Annotated in this window: 8 protein-coding genes; 6 read left to right on the top strand and 2 right to left on the bottom strand. The window is 73.2% G+C overall.

The genetic code is table 11. From position 1 onward, the window contains the following. Positions 1 to 17: 17 nt before the first annotated feature. Positions 18 to 539 (bottom strand): cysteine dioxygenase, encoded by a 522-nt coding sequence (locus ACJX2R_RS22385; protein ID WP_262705876.1) that lies wholly within the window; start codon positions 537 to 539, stop codon positions 18 to 20. A gap of 711 nt (positions 540 to 1,250) precedes the next feature. Here ACJX2R_RS22385 and ACJX2R_RS22380 point away from each other — a divergent pair. The 3 genes from ACJX2R_RS22380 (at position 1,251) to ACJX2R_RS22370 (ending at position 7,502) form a co-directional block, all read left to right on the top strand. Further along, positions 1,251 to 1,514 carry a WhiB family transcriptional regulator gene (locus ACJX2R_RS22380; protein WP_004952403.1) on the top strand — a complete coding sequence of 88 codons (264 nt, stop codon included), beginning with the start codon at positions 1,251 to 1,253 and terminating at the stop codon, positions 1,512 to 1,514. A 325-nt stretch (positions 1,515 to 1,839) separates the two neighbouring features. Beyond that, entirely contained in the window at positions 1,840 to 5,922 is a 4,083-nt protein-coding gene (locus ACJX2R_RS22375) for a glycosyltransferase family 2 protein (RefSeq protein ID WP_413101570.1), read from the top strand. Further along, entirely contained in the window at positions 5,919 to 7,502 is a 1,584-nt protein-coding gene (locus ACJX2R_RS22370) for a DUF5719 family protein (RefSeq protein WP_413101569.1), read from the top strand. The genes ACJX2R_RS22375 and ACJX2R_RS22370 overlap by 4 nt, the downstream gene beginning before the upstream one ends. Before the next feature lie 334 nt (positions 7,503 to 7,836). On the opposite strand, the gene ACJX2R_RS22365 is transcribed toward ACJX2R_RS22370, so the two are convergent. Next, positions 7,837 to 8,256, bottom strand: a complete 420-nt coding sequence (locus tag ACJX2R_RS22365) for a metallopeptidase family protein (protein ID WP_317259643.1) — start codon at positions 8,254 to 8,256, stop codon at positions 7,837 to 7,839. Between the two features lie 340 nt (positions 8,257 to 8,596). Between ACJX2R_RS22365 and ACJX2R_RS22360 the strand changes: the two genes are divergently transcribed. The 3 genes from ACJX2R_RS22360 (at position 8,597) to ACJX2R_RS22350 (ending at position 12,431) form a co-directional block, all read left to right on the top strand. After that, entirely contained in the window at positions 8,597 to 9,046 is a 450-nt protein-coding gene (locus tag ACJX2R_RS22360) for a DUF3499 domain-containing protein (RefSeq protein ID WP_020870815.1), read from the top strand. 190 nt (positions 9,047 to 9,236) lie between these two features. Continuing rightward, positions 9,237 to 10,853: an L-lactate permease gene (locus tag ACJX2R_RS22355; protein WP_413101568.1), complete on the top strand. Its 1,617-nt coding sequence runs from the start codon at positions 9,237 to 9,239 to the stop codon at positions 10,851 to 10,853. A 219-nt stretch (positions 10,854 to 11,072) separates the two neighbouring features. Further along, positions 11,073 to 12,431 (top strand): phosphomannomutase/phosphoglucomutase, encoded by a 1,359-nt coding sequence (locus ACJX2R_RS22350; RefSeq protein ID WP_413101567.1) that lies wholly within the window; start codon positions 11,073 to 11,075, stop codon positions 12,429 to 12,431. Positions 12,432 to 13,301 lie beyond the last annotated feature (870 nt).

Raw genomic sequence — 13,301 nt, 5'->3', positions numbered from 1 at the left:
GGGGCGTTCGGGGCGGCTCAGCCGCCGAGGGCGCCCAGCGCGTCCGCCCCGGCCCCGGCGGGCAACTCGGCGCTCTGGGTGGGGTGCAGCGGCATCTCGGTCAGCCCGGGGAAGTAGATGTGCAGACTGACAGCCGGTTCGAGGGCGTCGTTGACCACGTCGTGCACATAACCGGGCGCGAAGACGCGCTGTGCGCCGGCGCGCAGCGTATGCCGGGCGCCGCGCGTCCCCACCCGCTCGGTGAGCTCGCCCTGGAGCACGGTCAGCACCCCGGAGGAGCGGCCGTGGTCATGGGCCCCGCTGCCCTGTCCGGGCACCCAGCTGAGCAGCCACACCTCATAGCCGGGGCCGGTGCGCAGCCGGTGGTACCAGCGGCTGGTGGCGTCGTACTGGACGAGGGGCGCCCAGCCGTCGCGGTCGGCCGCGATGGTGCGGGCCAGGCCCGCGAAGGCGGAGACGGTGGAGGGGTGCGCGGGTACGGGCGGCAGCAGATGCGGGATGTCGAGCGGGTCACCGGCGATCTGGACGTCGCTGTTCATGCGGTGGGGTTCCTCGGGCGGGAAGGGCGCGGAATGAGCGCCGTAAGGACGCGATGGGGCGGAGGGGCGCGGTGAGGGCGCGGCGTGCGATCCGGGCGCGGTGTGCGGTCTCAGTACGAGACGCCACGTGCGGAACGCGGAGAAAGCTGGAGCTCAGGAGGCATCAACAGCTCGAACAGCGACAGCGAGCCCGCACAGCGCAGCGGAACCCGTGGTCACGGGTCGGCAGGGGCGCTTGGGTCACTGACATGCGACCAAGGAGACCCGGATCGCCGCGCCGCTGTCAACTTCATCTCACGTTTCAGGTCAAGGTTCACCTCATCCGGTCGCTGTGGAGGCAGAAGGGTTTGTGCGCGCGTTGTATCGGTGACACGGCGCATCAACGCGCATCACTCCCGTACCGCTCCGCCCGTCCCGTCCATCCCGCCCACTCCGCACCATCCCCCGCGCGATGCAACGGGACCGGCGCCGATGGCGTCTTCCTCAGTGAGTGAGAGGAGGGACCTCGGGCGACGGATGGGGAAGGTGTCGCGTTTAGGCCGATTTGAACACTTTCCGCGCAGCCTTGGTTCCGCAGAGTGAATAAGAGGCCCAATAGCAGATCTCGGCTTGACTGGCCCGGATCGGCACACTTGTAATTTCACTCGTGTCGTTCTGCCGCTTCACCAACGGCATCAGGCACGGGGACGCAAAGACAGACGAGGGGCGCACATGACCGAGTTGTTCCAGCAACTGCTGGTCGAAGAGGCGGACGAGGAGCTCGGTTGGCAGGAGCGCGCACTGTGCGCCCAGACCGATCCCGAGTCGTTCTTCCCGGAAAAGGGCGGATCCACCCGTGAGGCGAAGAAGGTCTGCCTCGCCTGCGAGGTCCGTTCCGAGTGCCTCGAGTACGCCCTCGCCAACGACGAGCGCTTCGGCATCTGGGGCGGTCTGTCCGAACGCGAGCGCCGCCGCCTGAAGAAGGCCGCCGTCTGACCCACGGCGTCTGGGATCCGCCAGATCCGTCAGATCCGCTGGGTCCATCGCCGGATCCGCCGGGCCCGCCGCCGGGGTCGCCGGACCCGTCGTCAGGGCCGCCGGACCCGTCGGACCTGCCAGAACCGCATGACCCGCGCTGACATATCCGCACAGTTCACGGCGGAGTGAGCCACCGCGACCGGTCCGCCCCCGAGCCCATGGCGACGGGAGGCGGACCGGTCGCGTACACAGCCGTTAGTGTGGGGCCCCGTCCGAGACGCTCCAACGCCCCCATGGGGCGGGCGCGTCCACCGCAGTCCAGCGAACCGGGGCCCGTACCTCGATGTCCGTGCACAGCCACCCGGCGGCCCAATATCCGGCCGCCACCGCCGCGTTTGCGCCCGCTCAAGAACCGGTTCAGACACCGGCCCACCCGCGTCATGTCGTCACCGCCGTACTGGTCGCCCACGACGGCGCCCGCTGGCTGCCCGACGCGCTGTCCGGTCTGCTCGGCCAGGAGCGCCCGGTCCAGAGCGTCATCGCGGCCGACACCGGCAGCGCCGACGACTCCGCCCGGCTGCTCACCGAGACCCTCGGCGAGGAGCGGGTGCTGCACATGGCGCGCCGCAGCGGCTTCGGCACGGCCGTCGCCGAGGCGGTCCGTACGGCCCCGGTGCTGGGTCCCGAGGAGCTCACCTACCTCAAGCGCCCCAGCGGCTGGGACCCCGTCAACCGCACCTGGCGCGACGACGCGTACGACATGCCGGAGCTGCCGCACGGCGAGCCCGTTCAGTGGCTGTGGCTGCTGCACGACGACTGCGCCCCCGAGCCCGACGCCCTGGCCGAGCTGCTGCGGGTGGTCGACGCCGAGTACACCGCCAACCGCGAGCCCGCGATCGTCGGACCCAAGCTGCGCGGCTGGTACGACCGCCGGCAGCTGCTCGAAGTCGGCGTCAGCATCGCCCGCAGCGGCCGCCGCTGGACCGGTCTGGAGCGGCGCGAGCAGGACCAGGGCCAGCACGACCAGGTGCGCCCGGTGCTTTCGGTGTCCAGCGCGGGCATGCTGGTGCGCCGCGATGTGTGGGAGCAGCTGGGCGGTTTCGACTCCCGGCTGCCCCTGATGCGCGACGACGTCGACCTGTGCTGGCGCGCCCAGGCGGCCGGGCACCAGGTGCTGGTGGCCCCGGACGCCGTACTGCGGCACGCGGAGGCGTCCGCGCGCGAGCGGCGGCCCATCGACTGCGTGGGGCGCTCTGTCGCGAACCCGCATCGCGTGGACAAGGCGGGCGCCGTCTACACCCTGCTGGTCAACACCCGGGGCGCGCTGCTGCCCTATGTGATGCTGCGGCTCCTGTTCGGCACGCTGCTGCGCACCCTGGCCTATCTCGTGGGCAAGGTGCCGGGGCAGGCCCTGGACGAGGTCGCCGGTCTCTTCGGCGTGCTGCTGCGGCCGGGGCGGATCCTCGCCGCACGTAAGCGCAGAGGCCGCCCCGCGACGGAGCCGAGCGAGCTGCGGCCGCTCTTCCCGCCGCCCGGCGCGACCGTAAGGGCGACGGTCGAGCAAGTCGCCAGCAATATTGGCGGCCGTTCCGAGCCCGAGCTGTCCTCCGGCGGTCGGCATGGCGCGGTCGAGTCCGGGCCCGGCGGCGACGACGCCGACTTCCTGGAGATCGAGCAGTTCGCGCGGCTCAAGCGGATCGCGCGGAAGCCCGGCCCGATGCTCTTCCTCGTGCTGCTGGTGGTCTCGCTGGTCGCCTGCCGGGATCTGCTCGGCGCCGGCGCGCTCGCGGGCGGGGCCCTGCTGCCCGCGCCCGCCCATGTCTCCGAGCTGTGGTCGAGCTATGTGGACGGCTGGCATCCGGTCGGCACCGGCGGCACGCAGTCGGCGCCGCCGTATCTGGCCGCCCTCGCCTCGCTGGCCACGGTCTTCCTGGGCTCCACGGGCTTCACGCTGACCCTGTTGCTGGTCTGTTCGGTGCCGCTGGCCGGGTTCATCGCGTACTTCGCCTCCCGGCCGCTGGTCGAGTCCCGGCTGCTGCGCGCCTGGGGAAGCGTCGCGTACGCCTTCCTCCCGGCCGCGACCGGGGCGCTCGCGGGCGGGCGGCTGGGCACCGCCGTGCTCGCCGTACTGCTGCCGCTGATGGCCCGGGCGGCGGCCGCCGCGACCGGCTTCACCGGCAACGGGTCGCGGCTGCCGAGCTGGCGGGCGACGTGGGCGTACGCGCTGCTGCTGACGTTCACCATGGCCTTCACCCCGGTCGTCTGGCCGATGGCGCTCCTCCTGGGCGCCGGCGTGCTCGTACTGCGCCACCGGCAGAGCGGCACCGAGCAGCTCATGGGGTACGGGCTGCGGTTCCTGAGCCTCGTCGTCACCCCGCTCGTCGTGCTCGCCCCCTGGTCGCTGGATCTCGTCACCGACCCGGCCCGCTTCCTCGAGGAGGCCGGGCTGGACCGCGGCGCCGGGTCCGCGTCCGCCCTGGACCTGCTCGCGCTCAGCCCCGGCGGCCCCAACGGCGGCGGCACGCTGCTGCTGCTCGGCTTCGTCCTGGCCGCGCTCGCCGCCCTGATGCGCGGGGAGCGGCAGACCGTGGTGCGCACCGCGTGGGCCGTGGCGCTCATCGGCTTCCTCTTCGCGGCGCTCACGAACGGCTCCGGCTGGGCCGGGCCCGCGACCCTCGTCTACGGCCTGGCGCTGCTGACCGCCGCCGTGGTCGGCGCCGAGGACGCGCGGGAGCGGGTGGCGGCGCAGAGCTTCGGCTGGCGCCAGCCGGTGGCACTGCTGATCGCGGTCGCCGCGGTCGCCGCGCCGCTGTACGCCGCCGTCACCTGGATGACGGGCGGCGCGGACGGCCCGGTGGGACGGCGCGACCCCTCGCAGGTCCCGGCGTTCGTGGCGGCCGAGAGCGCCACCGAGGACCAGGCCCGCACCCTGGTGCTCGGCGGCGACAGCAGCGCCGCCCACGCCGATTACGCCCTGGTGCGCGGCTCCGGCGCCCGGCTCGGCGACGGCGAACTCGCGGCGGCGGGCGGCTCCGACACCGGGCTCGACGGTGTGGTGGCCAATCTGATCGCGGGCTCCGGCGCCGACCAGACCCGTCAGCTCGGCGGCTACGCGGTGCGCTATGTGTACGTCCAGAAGGGCACACCGCCCGAGATGGAGCGGGTGCTGAACGCGACCCCGGGCCTCACCCAGCTCAGCCGGGAGCACGGCGGCGTGCTGTGGCGGGTCGACCAGCGGGTCTCGCGGATCTCCATCGTCCCGGCCGAGTCCTCGGGCCGCCCGGCGGGCGGGACGGCGGCCAAACCGGTGCACGTGGCCTCCGGCCCCGTCGAGGCGCACACCACGGTGCCGGACGGCACGGCCGGGCGGGTGCTGCGGATCGCCGACCGGTCCGCGCCCGACTGGCAGGCCACGCTCGACGGCAAGCCGCTGAAGCCGACGACGGTCGACGGTTGGGCGCAGGGCTTCGAACTCCCGGCCAACGGCGGCCGGTTGGACCTCACCTACGACACGCCCATCACGCACACCGCATGGGTGTGGGCGCAGGGGCTGCTCGCGGTCGTGCTGCTGGTGCTCGCGCTGCCGGGCCGCCGCCGGAACGTCGACGACGACATGCCGGACGCGGAGGGCGCGGCCGCCGCCGTCACCGCAGAGGACCTGGCGGGCGACGGCCGCCGGGCGCGGCGGCTGCGGGCCGCCGCGGAGGCGCAGGCGGCGCAGGCCGCGCAGGACGGGGGCGCCAAGGGGCGGCCGGAGACGGACCCGGCCGCCGCGGACGCCATGCCCGGACAGCCGGGCGAGGCCCCCTCGCAGCCGGCTGAGCCGCCAATGCCGGGCCAGCCGCCAATGCCGGGCACGCCCTCCATGCCGGGCACGCCCCCCATGCCAGGGGAGCCGCCGATGCCGGGTGAGTCGCCGCTGCGGCCGACCGCCGAGCCGGCGGCCATGGGCGACCCTTACGGCGACAACGCGACGGCGAACGACCCTTACGGCGACCAGACGGCCGCCGGTGACCCGTACGTGGCGGTGCCGCACCAGCAGCAGTACGGGCAGCAGTGGGACGCGCAGACGTACGCCGACGCCGGATACGGCCAGTACCCGGCCGGTCAGTACCAGGGCGAGCAGTACGCGGGGGAGCAGTACCAGGGCGAGCAGTACCAGGGCGAGGGCTACGCGGGCCAGTACTCCACCGGCCAGTACCCGGCCGGTGACTACCAGGGCGGCTATCAGGACACCGGCTATCCGGCCGGCTACCAGGAGGGCCAGTACCCGGCGGACCCTTACGCGGGCGGCCAGTACGCCGACCCTTACGGCTACGACCAGCAGCAGCCCTATGCCGACGGCGGCTACCCCCCGCAGGGCGACACGACGTACGGCGGCGCCGACCCCGAGGACCGCCGCGACGGGAGCGATCAGCAGCGATGAACCGCACCACCCTGTCCCTGATCGGCGCCGCCACGGCGCTGGCCGCCGTCACCGGCGTCGCGGCCCTCACTGGGGGCTCCTCCGACGATGCGGACGCCTCCACGAAGGCCGCCACCCGGCTGCCCGTGCAGCGCTCGACCCTGCTGTGCCCGACGCCCTCCTCCTCGGACGTGAGCGACACCACCTACACCGCGTACACGCCCAAGCGGGACGGCGTGGATGCCAAGGACGGTGCGGCCGAACTGCTACCCGCCCAGAACCCCGCTGACGAGACGACGGATCCCGGCGACGACGGCGGTAAGGACGACGGCAAGGACGGTAAGGACGGCAAGGACAGTGGCAAGGACGGCGGGAAGGGCGGCCAGGCGGCCTCCGGCGGCGACAAGCCCGTGCTGCCCCTGAAGGAGCCCGGCAAGCCCGTCACCACCGAGGAGAGCAGCGCCGGCGCGCCCGCGCTCATCGGCACCGCCGACGGCCGCTTCGCGCCCGGCTGGACCGTCCAGCAGACCACCACCATCGACGCGGGCAGCGGGCGCGGTCTCCTGGGCACCGCGTGCACCGCGCCCGACACGGACTTCTGGCTCCCCGGCGTCAGCACCGACCGGAACCGCCAGGACTTCGTCCATCTCACGAACCCGGACGACGCCGCGGCCGAGGTGGACCTGAAGCTCTACGGACCCAGCGGCCGGCTGAAACCCTCCACCGACGAAGCGATCACCGTCCCGCCCCGCTCCACGGTCCCGGTCCTGCTCTCGACCCTCACCGATCAGCGGGCGGCCGCCGCCTCGCTCCATGTGACGGCCCGCACCGGCCGGATCGGGGCGGCCGTGCAGGCCGTGGACCAGAAGGCGGGCGGCGACTGGCTCCCCGCCTCCGCCGTGCCCTCGACGAGCGTCGCGATCCCCGGCATCCCCAAGGACGTCACCTCGGCCCGCCTGGTCGTCTTCGCGCCCGGGTCCGACGACGCGGACCTCAAGGTGCGGCTGGCCGGACCGAACAACGCGATTACCCCGGCCGGACATGAGTCGCTGCACGTCAAGAGCGGGATGACAGCCGCGATCGACCTCGGCGACGTGACCAAGGGCGAGCCCGGCTCGCTGCTGCTCACCCCCGAGGGCGGCGAGGCCACACCGGTCGTGGCCGCGCTCCAGGTGACCCGCGGCAAGGGGAGCGACCAGGAGACGGCGTTCATCCCCGCGACCGCCGCGATCGAGCGCAGCGCCACCGCGGCCGACAACCGCACCAAGGGCTCCACGCTCTCCCTGGTGGCGCCGCGCGCGTCCGCCAAGGTGCGCGTCACCGCCTCGGCGGGCGCCGGGGGCGGCAGCCCGGTCAGCAAGACCTACGAGGTCAAGGGCGGCACCACCAAGGCCCTGGAGCCACCGCACCCGACGTCGGGCAAGGGCCCGTACGCGGTGACGGTCGAGCGCCTCTCCGGCGGCCCGGTACACGCCTCGCGGATGCTGGCACTGTCGGAGGGCGGGGTGCCGATGTTCACGATCCAGTCACTGCCGGACGACCGGGGCACGGTCGCGGTACCCGAGGCGGGCCAGGACCTGTCCCTGCTCAACGACGACTAGAGCGGGGCCGGAGCCTCCCCGCGGCTCCGCCGCGCGGCAGGGGCTCCGCCCCCCGGGCGCCGGGGTCTGGGGCTCCGCCCCCTGGGCTCCGGGACCTGGGCCAGGGGCTCCGTCCCCGGACCCTGGGGTCCGGGGCGAAGCCCCACGCTCCACCTGGCCCCTATGGAGGTCTGGGGCGAAGCCCCACCCTGAACCCCCCGGGGTCTGGGGCGGAGCCCCAGTTGTGGGAAGGGGCGGGGAGGGGAACAGCCCGCCGCAGGCGTCACGACCCGCCGTACGCCTCCTGACCCTGCCGTACGGCCTGCCCGCCACTCCCGCCGTACCGCGCCGCGGCCTAGTCCTGCCCGTACCGCGGATCCACGGACTCCGGCGCCAGCCCCAGCAGCTCCGCCACCTGCTCGACCACGACCTCGTGCACCAGCAGCGCCCGCTCATCCCGGTTCTTCGCCCGGATCTCGACCGGGCGGCGGTAGATCACGATCCGGTCCGGCGCGTCCCCGCGGGCCGCGATGAAGCGCCCGAGCGGCACGGACTCGCCGTCCCAGCCGTCCGCACCGCCGTGCCCGGCCGGGCCACCGCCCGACCCCGGGCCGCCCAGCCCCGCCGTGGGCACCTCGAGCACCGTGAAGTCGACCCCGGACAGCTGTGGCCAGCGTCTCTCCAGCCGCTCCGCCGAGTCCTGCACAAGATCGACGAAGGACTCCGCGCGGCTGACCGAGAGCGGCACCTGGGGAGGCGCGATGGGGCCGCGCATACCTCGTCCGTGGCGATCGCGACGACGAGGACGCGGCTCGGACTGGTGGGGGTGTACGGGCCTGGTCATCACTCCGAGGGTAGCCGTCGCCGACCCGCCCTCATGCGCTTACCGGACAGCCGTGCCGGATGTCGCCAAATGAACATTCCAGCCATGCTTGGGTCCAAAAACGGACGTCTCTTGAGTCGCTTCCCTGGCCCAGGATGATCTCTCTCGGTTCGAGTGCTGACCGGATTCGTTGTCGGCGGTTCTGGCCGCGTCGGAGGTCCACGCTGGTCAGCCAGTAAGTTCACGTTTCGGGTGCACGGTGCGAACCAGGACGACACGGCGGAGTGAGCTGGTGGAGAGTCGTCGCGGCCCGCTCAAGAGTGCGGTACCGTCCAACGTCGTGAGCCCTGTACGTCGCTGTTCGCGCACCGCCTGCGGCCGCCCCGCCGTCGCGACGCTGACGTACGTCTATGCGGATTCGACCGCCGTTCTCGGGCCGCTCGCCACTTACGCCGAGCCCCACTGCTACGACCTGTGCTCGGAGCACTCCGAGCGGCTGACCGCCCCGCGCGGCTGGGAGGTCGTCCGGCTGGCCGTCGACAGCGGTCCGCCCCGGCCCAGCGGTGACGATCTGGAGGCACTGGCCAACGCGGTCCGCGAGGCCGCCCGCCCGCATGAGCGCGCGGCGGGGGCGGCGGCCGGTTCCGGGGGCTCCGGGGGTGGTCATGGCGGCCGGGAGGGCGATCCGCGTGAGGTCGCGCGCCGCGGCCATCTGCGGGTCCTGCGGTCGCCCGAACCCTGACCGGCCTTCGCTCCGCCGATCTCCCGCAACCTTCCGCGTTCCGCGGCATTCCCTGGCGTTCCCGGGATCACTTGCTGACGGAGCATTGACTGTGACTTGGCGCGGACACGACCATGCCTGCACCCCAGGGTCCTCCGTTTCCGCATCACGGATGTGACCTTCCAGGGATGGCCCATGCCGGGAGGCCCGTGTGTTCGTGCAGCAGTTGGACCCCGTCGCCGATTCGCTCTCCCTGTCCGCCCTCGTCGCCGCCCTTCCCCTCGTCACCGTCCTCGTCCTGCTCGGCGGGGTGCGGATGCGTGCCCACTACGCGGGCCCCATAGGGCTCGTCGTCGCCGCCCTCGTCGCCTGCCTCCCGTACGGGATGCCCGTCGGCCAGACCGTCTCCAGCGCCGCCCAAGGGGCGCTCTTCGGCCTCTTCCCCATCCTGTGGATCGTCGTCAACGCCCTGTGGGTGTACCGGATGACCGTCCGCACCGACCATTTCGACGTGCTGCGCCGCTCCTTCGGCCGGCTCTCGGACGACCCCCGCGTCCAGGCCCTGGTCATCGCCTTCTGCTTCGGTGCGCTCCTGGAGGCGCTCGCCGGGTTCGGCGCACCCGTGGCGATCTGCTCGGTCATGCTCGTGGCGCTCGGCTTCGAACCGGTGCGCGCCGCCGTCGTCGCGCTCGTCGCCAACACCGCGCCGGTCGCTTTCGGCGCCATGGCCACTCCGGTGGTGACGCTCGCTCAGGTCACCGGGCTGCCGCTGGACTCCGTGGCCTCCGTCGTGGGCCGGCAGACCCCGCTGCTCGCCCTCGTCGTCCCGCTGCTGCTGGTCGCGCTGGTCGACGGGCGGCGCGGGCTGCGCGAGACCTGGGTGCCCGCGCTCGCCTGTGGGGTCGCCTTCGCCATCGCCCAGTTCACCGTCTCCAACTACCTCTCCGTCCAGCTCGCCGACATCGCGGCGGCGCTGGTCGGCGCGGCCGTGCTGATGGCCGTGCCCGCCGCCCGGCGTCCGGCCGAGGAGCCGGTGCGTGCCGCCGTGCTCACCGGCGTACGCAGCGACGACCTGGACCGTGAGGACCCGCGCCGGGAGGTGGTGCGCGCCTACGCCCCGTACGTGCTCATCGTCGCGATCTTCTCCATCGCCCAGATCGGCCCGGTCAAGGATCTCCTGGCCAAGGCCACCCGCACCTTCGACTGGCCCTTCCTGGACGTCGCCGACCCCGATGGAAAGGCGGTGGGCGCCAATGTCTTCTCGATGCCGCTGATCGCCACTGGCGGCACCTTGGTGCTGGTGGCCGGGGTGGCCACCGCCGCCGTGCTGAAGGTGACCGCGGGCGACGCCCTGCGGGAGTGGGCGGCCACCGTGCGCGAACTGCGTCATGCGATCCTTACGGTCACTTCGGTGCTCGCGCTCGCCTATGTCATGAATCTCTCCGGGCAGGCCGCCACCATCGGTCACTTCGTCGCGGCCGCCGGGGCCGGGCTGGCCTTCCTCTCCCCGGTGCTCGGCTGGTTCGGTGTCGCCGTCTCCGGCTCGGACACTTCCGCGAACGCCCTCTTCGGCGCCCTTCAGGTGACCGCCGCCCGCGAATCCGGGCTCTCCCCGGATCTGCTGGCCGCCGCCAACAGCTCGGGCGGGGTGCTCGGCAAGATGATCTCCCCGCAGAACCTCACCATCGCGTGTGCGGCGGTCGGGCTGAAGGGGCGCGAGGGCGATCTGCTCCGTAAGGTGCTGCCGTGGAGCCTCGCGCTGCTGCTGGTGATGTGTCTGATCGTCGTCGCGCAGTCGTCGTTCCTGCTGGGCTGGATGCTGCCGTGACCCGTGACCCGTGACCCGGCGACCCGCGACCCGTGCCCCGGCGACCCGCGACCTCTGACCCTGGCCGGGATGGCTGAGAGCACGCCGCGCGACGGGGCTCACAGTTCCGGCCCAGGTCCTGCGGGTAGGTTTTGAGGTCCGCAGGGACGTACTCCGCAGGGACGTACGCGGAGACGTCCGTAGAGACATCTCCACCAGGACCTCCAGAAGGGGTTGGCTGTGCCCGACTTGTCGCAGATCGTGAAGGCGTACGACGTGCGCGGTGTGGTCCCGGACCAGTGGGACGAGTCGCTCGCCGAGCTCTTCGGCGCCGCCTTCGCCCGGGTGACCGACGCGGACGCGATCGTCGTCGGCCATGACATGCGCCCCTCCTCGCCCGGTCTGGCGCGGGCCTTCGCGCGCGGCGCCGCCTCGCTCGGGGTGGATGTGACCGAGATCGGACTGTGCTCGACCGATCAGCTCTACTTCGCGAGCGGATATCTCAACCTGCCCGGCGCGATGTTCACCGCCAGCCACAACCCCGCGCGGTACAACGGCATCAAGATGTGCCGCGCGGGCGCCGCCCCCATCGGCCAGGACAGCGGCCTCGCCGAGATCCGCGCCCTGGTGGAGGGTTGGGCGGAGGGCGGCGCGCCCGAGCCCGCCGCCGAGGCCGGCACCCTCACCCAGCGGGACGTCCTCGACGACTACGCCGCCCATCTGCGCTCGCTGGTGGACCTGACCGCCATCCGGCCGCTGAAGGTCGTCGTGGACGCGGGCAACGGCATGGGCGGCCACACCGTCCCGACCGTCTTCGAGGGCCTCCCGCTCGAGCTCGACGCCCTCTACTTCGAGCTGGACGGCACCTTCCCCAACCACGAGGCCAACCCCCTCGACCCCAAGAACATCGTCGACCTTCAGGCCCGGGTCCGGGAGACCGGCGCCGACATCGGGCTCGCCTTCGACGGCGATGCCGACCGCTGCTTCGTCGTGGACGGGCGCGGCGAGCCGGTGTCCCCCTCCGCCATCACCGCCCTGGTCGCCTCCCGCGAGCTGGCCAAGCACCCGGGCGGGACGGTCATCCACAACTGCATCACCTCCTGGTCGGTCCCGGAGGTCGTCAAGGAGAACGGCGGCACCCCCGTCCGCACGCGCGTGGGCCACTCCTTCATCAAGGCCGAGATGGCCCGCTCCGGCGCGATCTTCGGCGGCGAGCACTCCGCGCACTACTACTTCCGTGACTTCTGGAACGCCGACACCGGCATGCTGGCCGCCCTGCACGTCCTGGCCGCACTCGGCGGCCAGAAGGGCCCGCTGTCGGACCTGGTCGCCCAGTACGACCGGTACGCGGCCTCCGGCGAGATCAACAGCACCGTCGACGACCAGGCCGGGCGCATGGAGGCCGTCAAGGCGGCGTACGAGCGCCGCGAGGGCGCCGAACTCGACGAACTCGACGGCCTTACGGTCACCACCCCCGACTGGTGGTTCAACCTCCGCCCCTCCAACACCGAGCCGCTCCTCCGCCTGAACGTCGAGGCCCGGGACGAGGAGACGGCAGCCGAGGTCCGCGACGAGGTCCTCTCCATCGTCCGCGCCTAGGGGTATCCGACGGGTCGTGACGCCCACGACGAGCTGTTCCCCTCCCCGCCCCTCCCCACAACCGGGACTCCACCCCAGCCCCCGGCGCCCGACCGGTGGGCTGATCGCGGCCTATGGTCGGCTCGTCGGTCCTCGGGGTTCGGCGGCGGGGCGGAGCCCTGGGCTCCCCGGGTCCTGGTGTCCTGGTCGGTGGGGTGCTCGCGGTCGATCGTTGGCCTGTCGGCCCCTCGGGGTTCGGCGGCGGGGGCGGAGCCCGGGGCTCCCCGGGTCTTGGCGGCTGACCGGTGGGCTGATCGCGGCCGACGGTTGGTTCGTCGGCCGCGGGGTTTGGCGGCGGCGCGGAGTGTGGGTCCTCCCCAGCCCCGTCCTGACTGGTGGGCTGATCGCGGCCTATGGTCGGCTCGTCGGTCCTTGGGGTTTGGCGGCAGGGCGAAGCCCTGGGTTCCCCGGGCCTTGGTGTCCTGGCCGGTGGGCTGATCGCGGCCGACGGTTGGTTCGTCGGCCCCGGACCCCGGGCGCCTGCCCGGAGCCCGGGTCCCCCCCCGGACCCCGGGTGGGCGACCGGGATGTGCGCGGCCTCTGCGGCCGGTCCGCGTCCTACGGGGCCCGCAGAAGGTCCGCGGCGCCCCTGCGGACGCTACGGCCGTCAGCGCGCGGGCCGCGCAGCCCCGCGCGCCCTTGCGGAGGCCCACGGCTCCCTGCGACCGTCCGCGCGGCCCCCGGGCCGTCGGCGCCTTTACAGCAGCCTCCGCGCCCTTACGGAGGCCCGCGCGCGGGACCCACACCACTACCGGAGCCCCGGGGGCGTCCCCTGGGCTCCCGCGTACACCGGCCGCCCGTCCCTGGGCTCCCGCGTACATCACCGGCCGC

The organism is Streptomyces sp. Inha503, assembly GCF_047215865.1.
GTDB classification, from domain to species: Bacteria; Actinomycetota; Actinomycetes; order Streptomycetales; family Streptomycetaceae; genus Streptomyces; species Streptomyces lycopersici.
Note: the sequence above shows the minus strand (reverse complement) of the source record. Positions and strands in the feature narration are given on the sequence as shown.

Excerpts from the sequence above, each read along its gene's own strand:
- ACJX2R_RS22385 (WP_262705876.1), bottom strand. The coding sequence starts at position 539 with ATGAACAGCGACGTCCAGATCGCCGGTGACCCGCTCGACATCCCGCAT.
- ACJX2R_RS22380 (WP_004952403.1), top strand. The coding sequence starts at position 1,251 with ATGACCGAGTTGTTCCAGCAACTGCTGGTCGAAGAGGCGGACGAGGAG.
- ACJX2R_RS22375 (WP_413101570.1), top strand. The coding sequence starts at position 1,840 with ATGTCCGTGCACAGCCACCCGGCGGCCCAATATCCGGCCGCCACCGCC.
- ACJX2R_RS22370 (WP_413101569.1), top strand. The coding sequence starts at position 5,919 with ATGAACCGCACCACCCTGTCCCTGATCGGCGCCGCCACGGCGCTGGCC.
- ACJX2R_RS22365 (WP_317259643.1), bottom strand. The coding sequence starts at position 8,256 with ATGCGCGGCCCCATCGCGCCTCCCCAGGTGCCGCTCTCGGTCAGCCGC.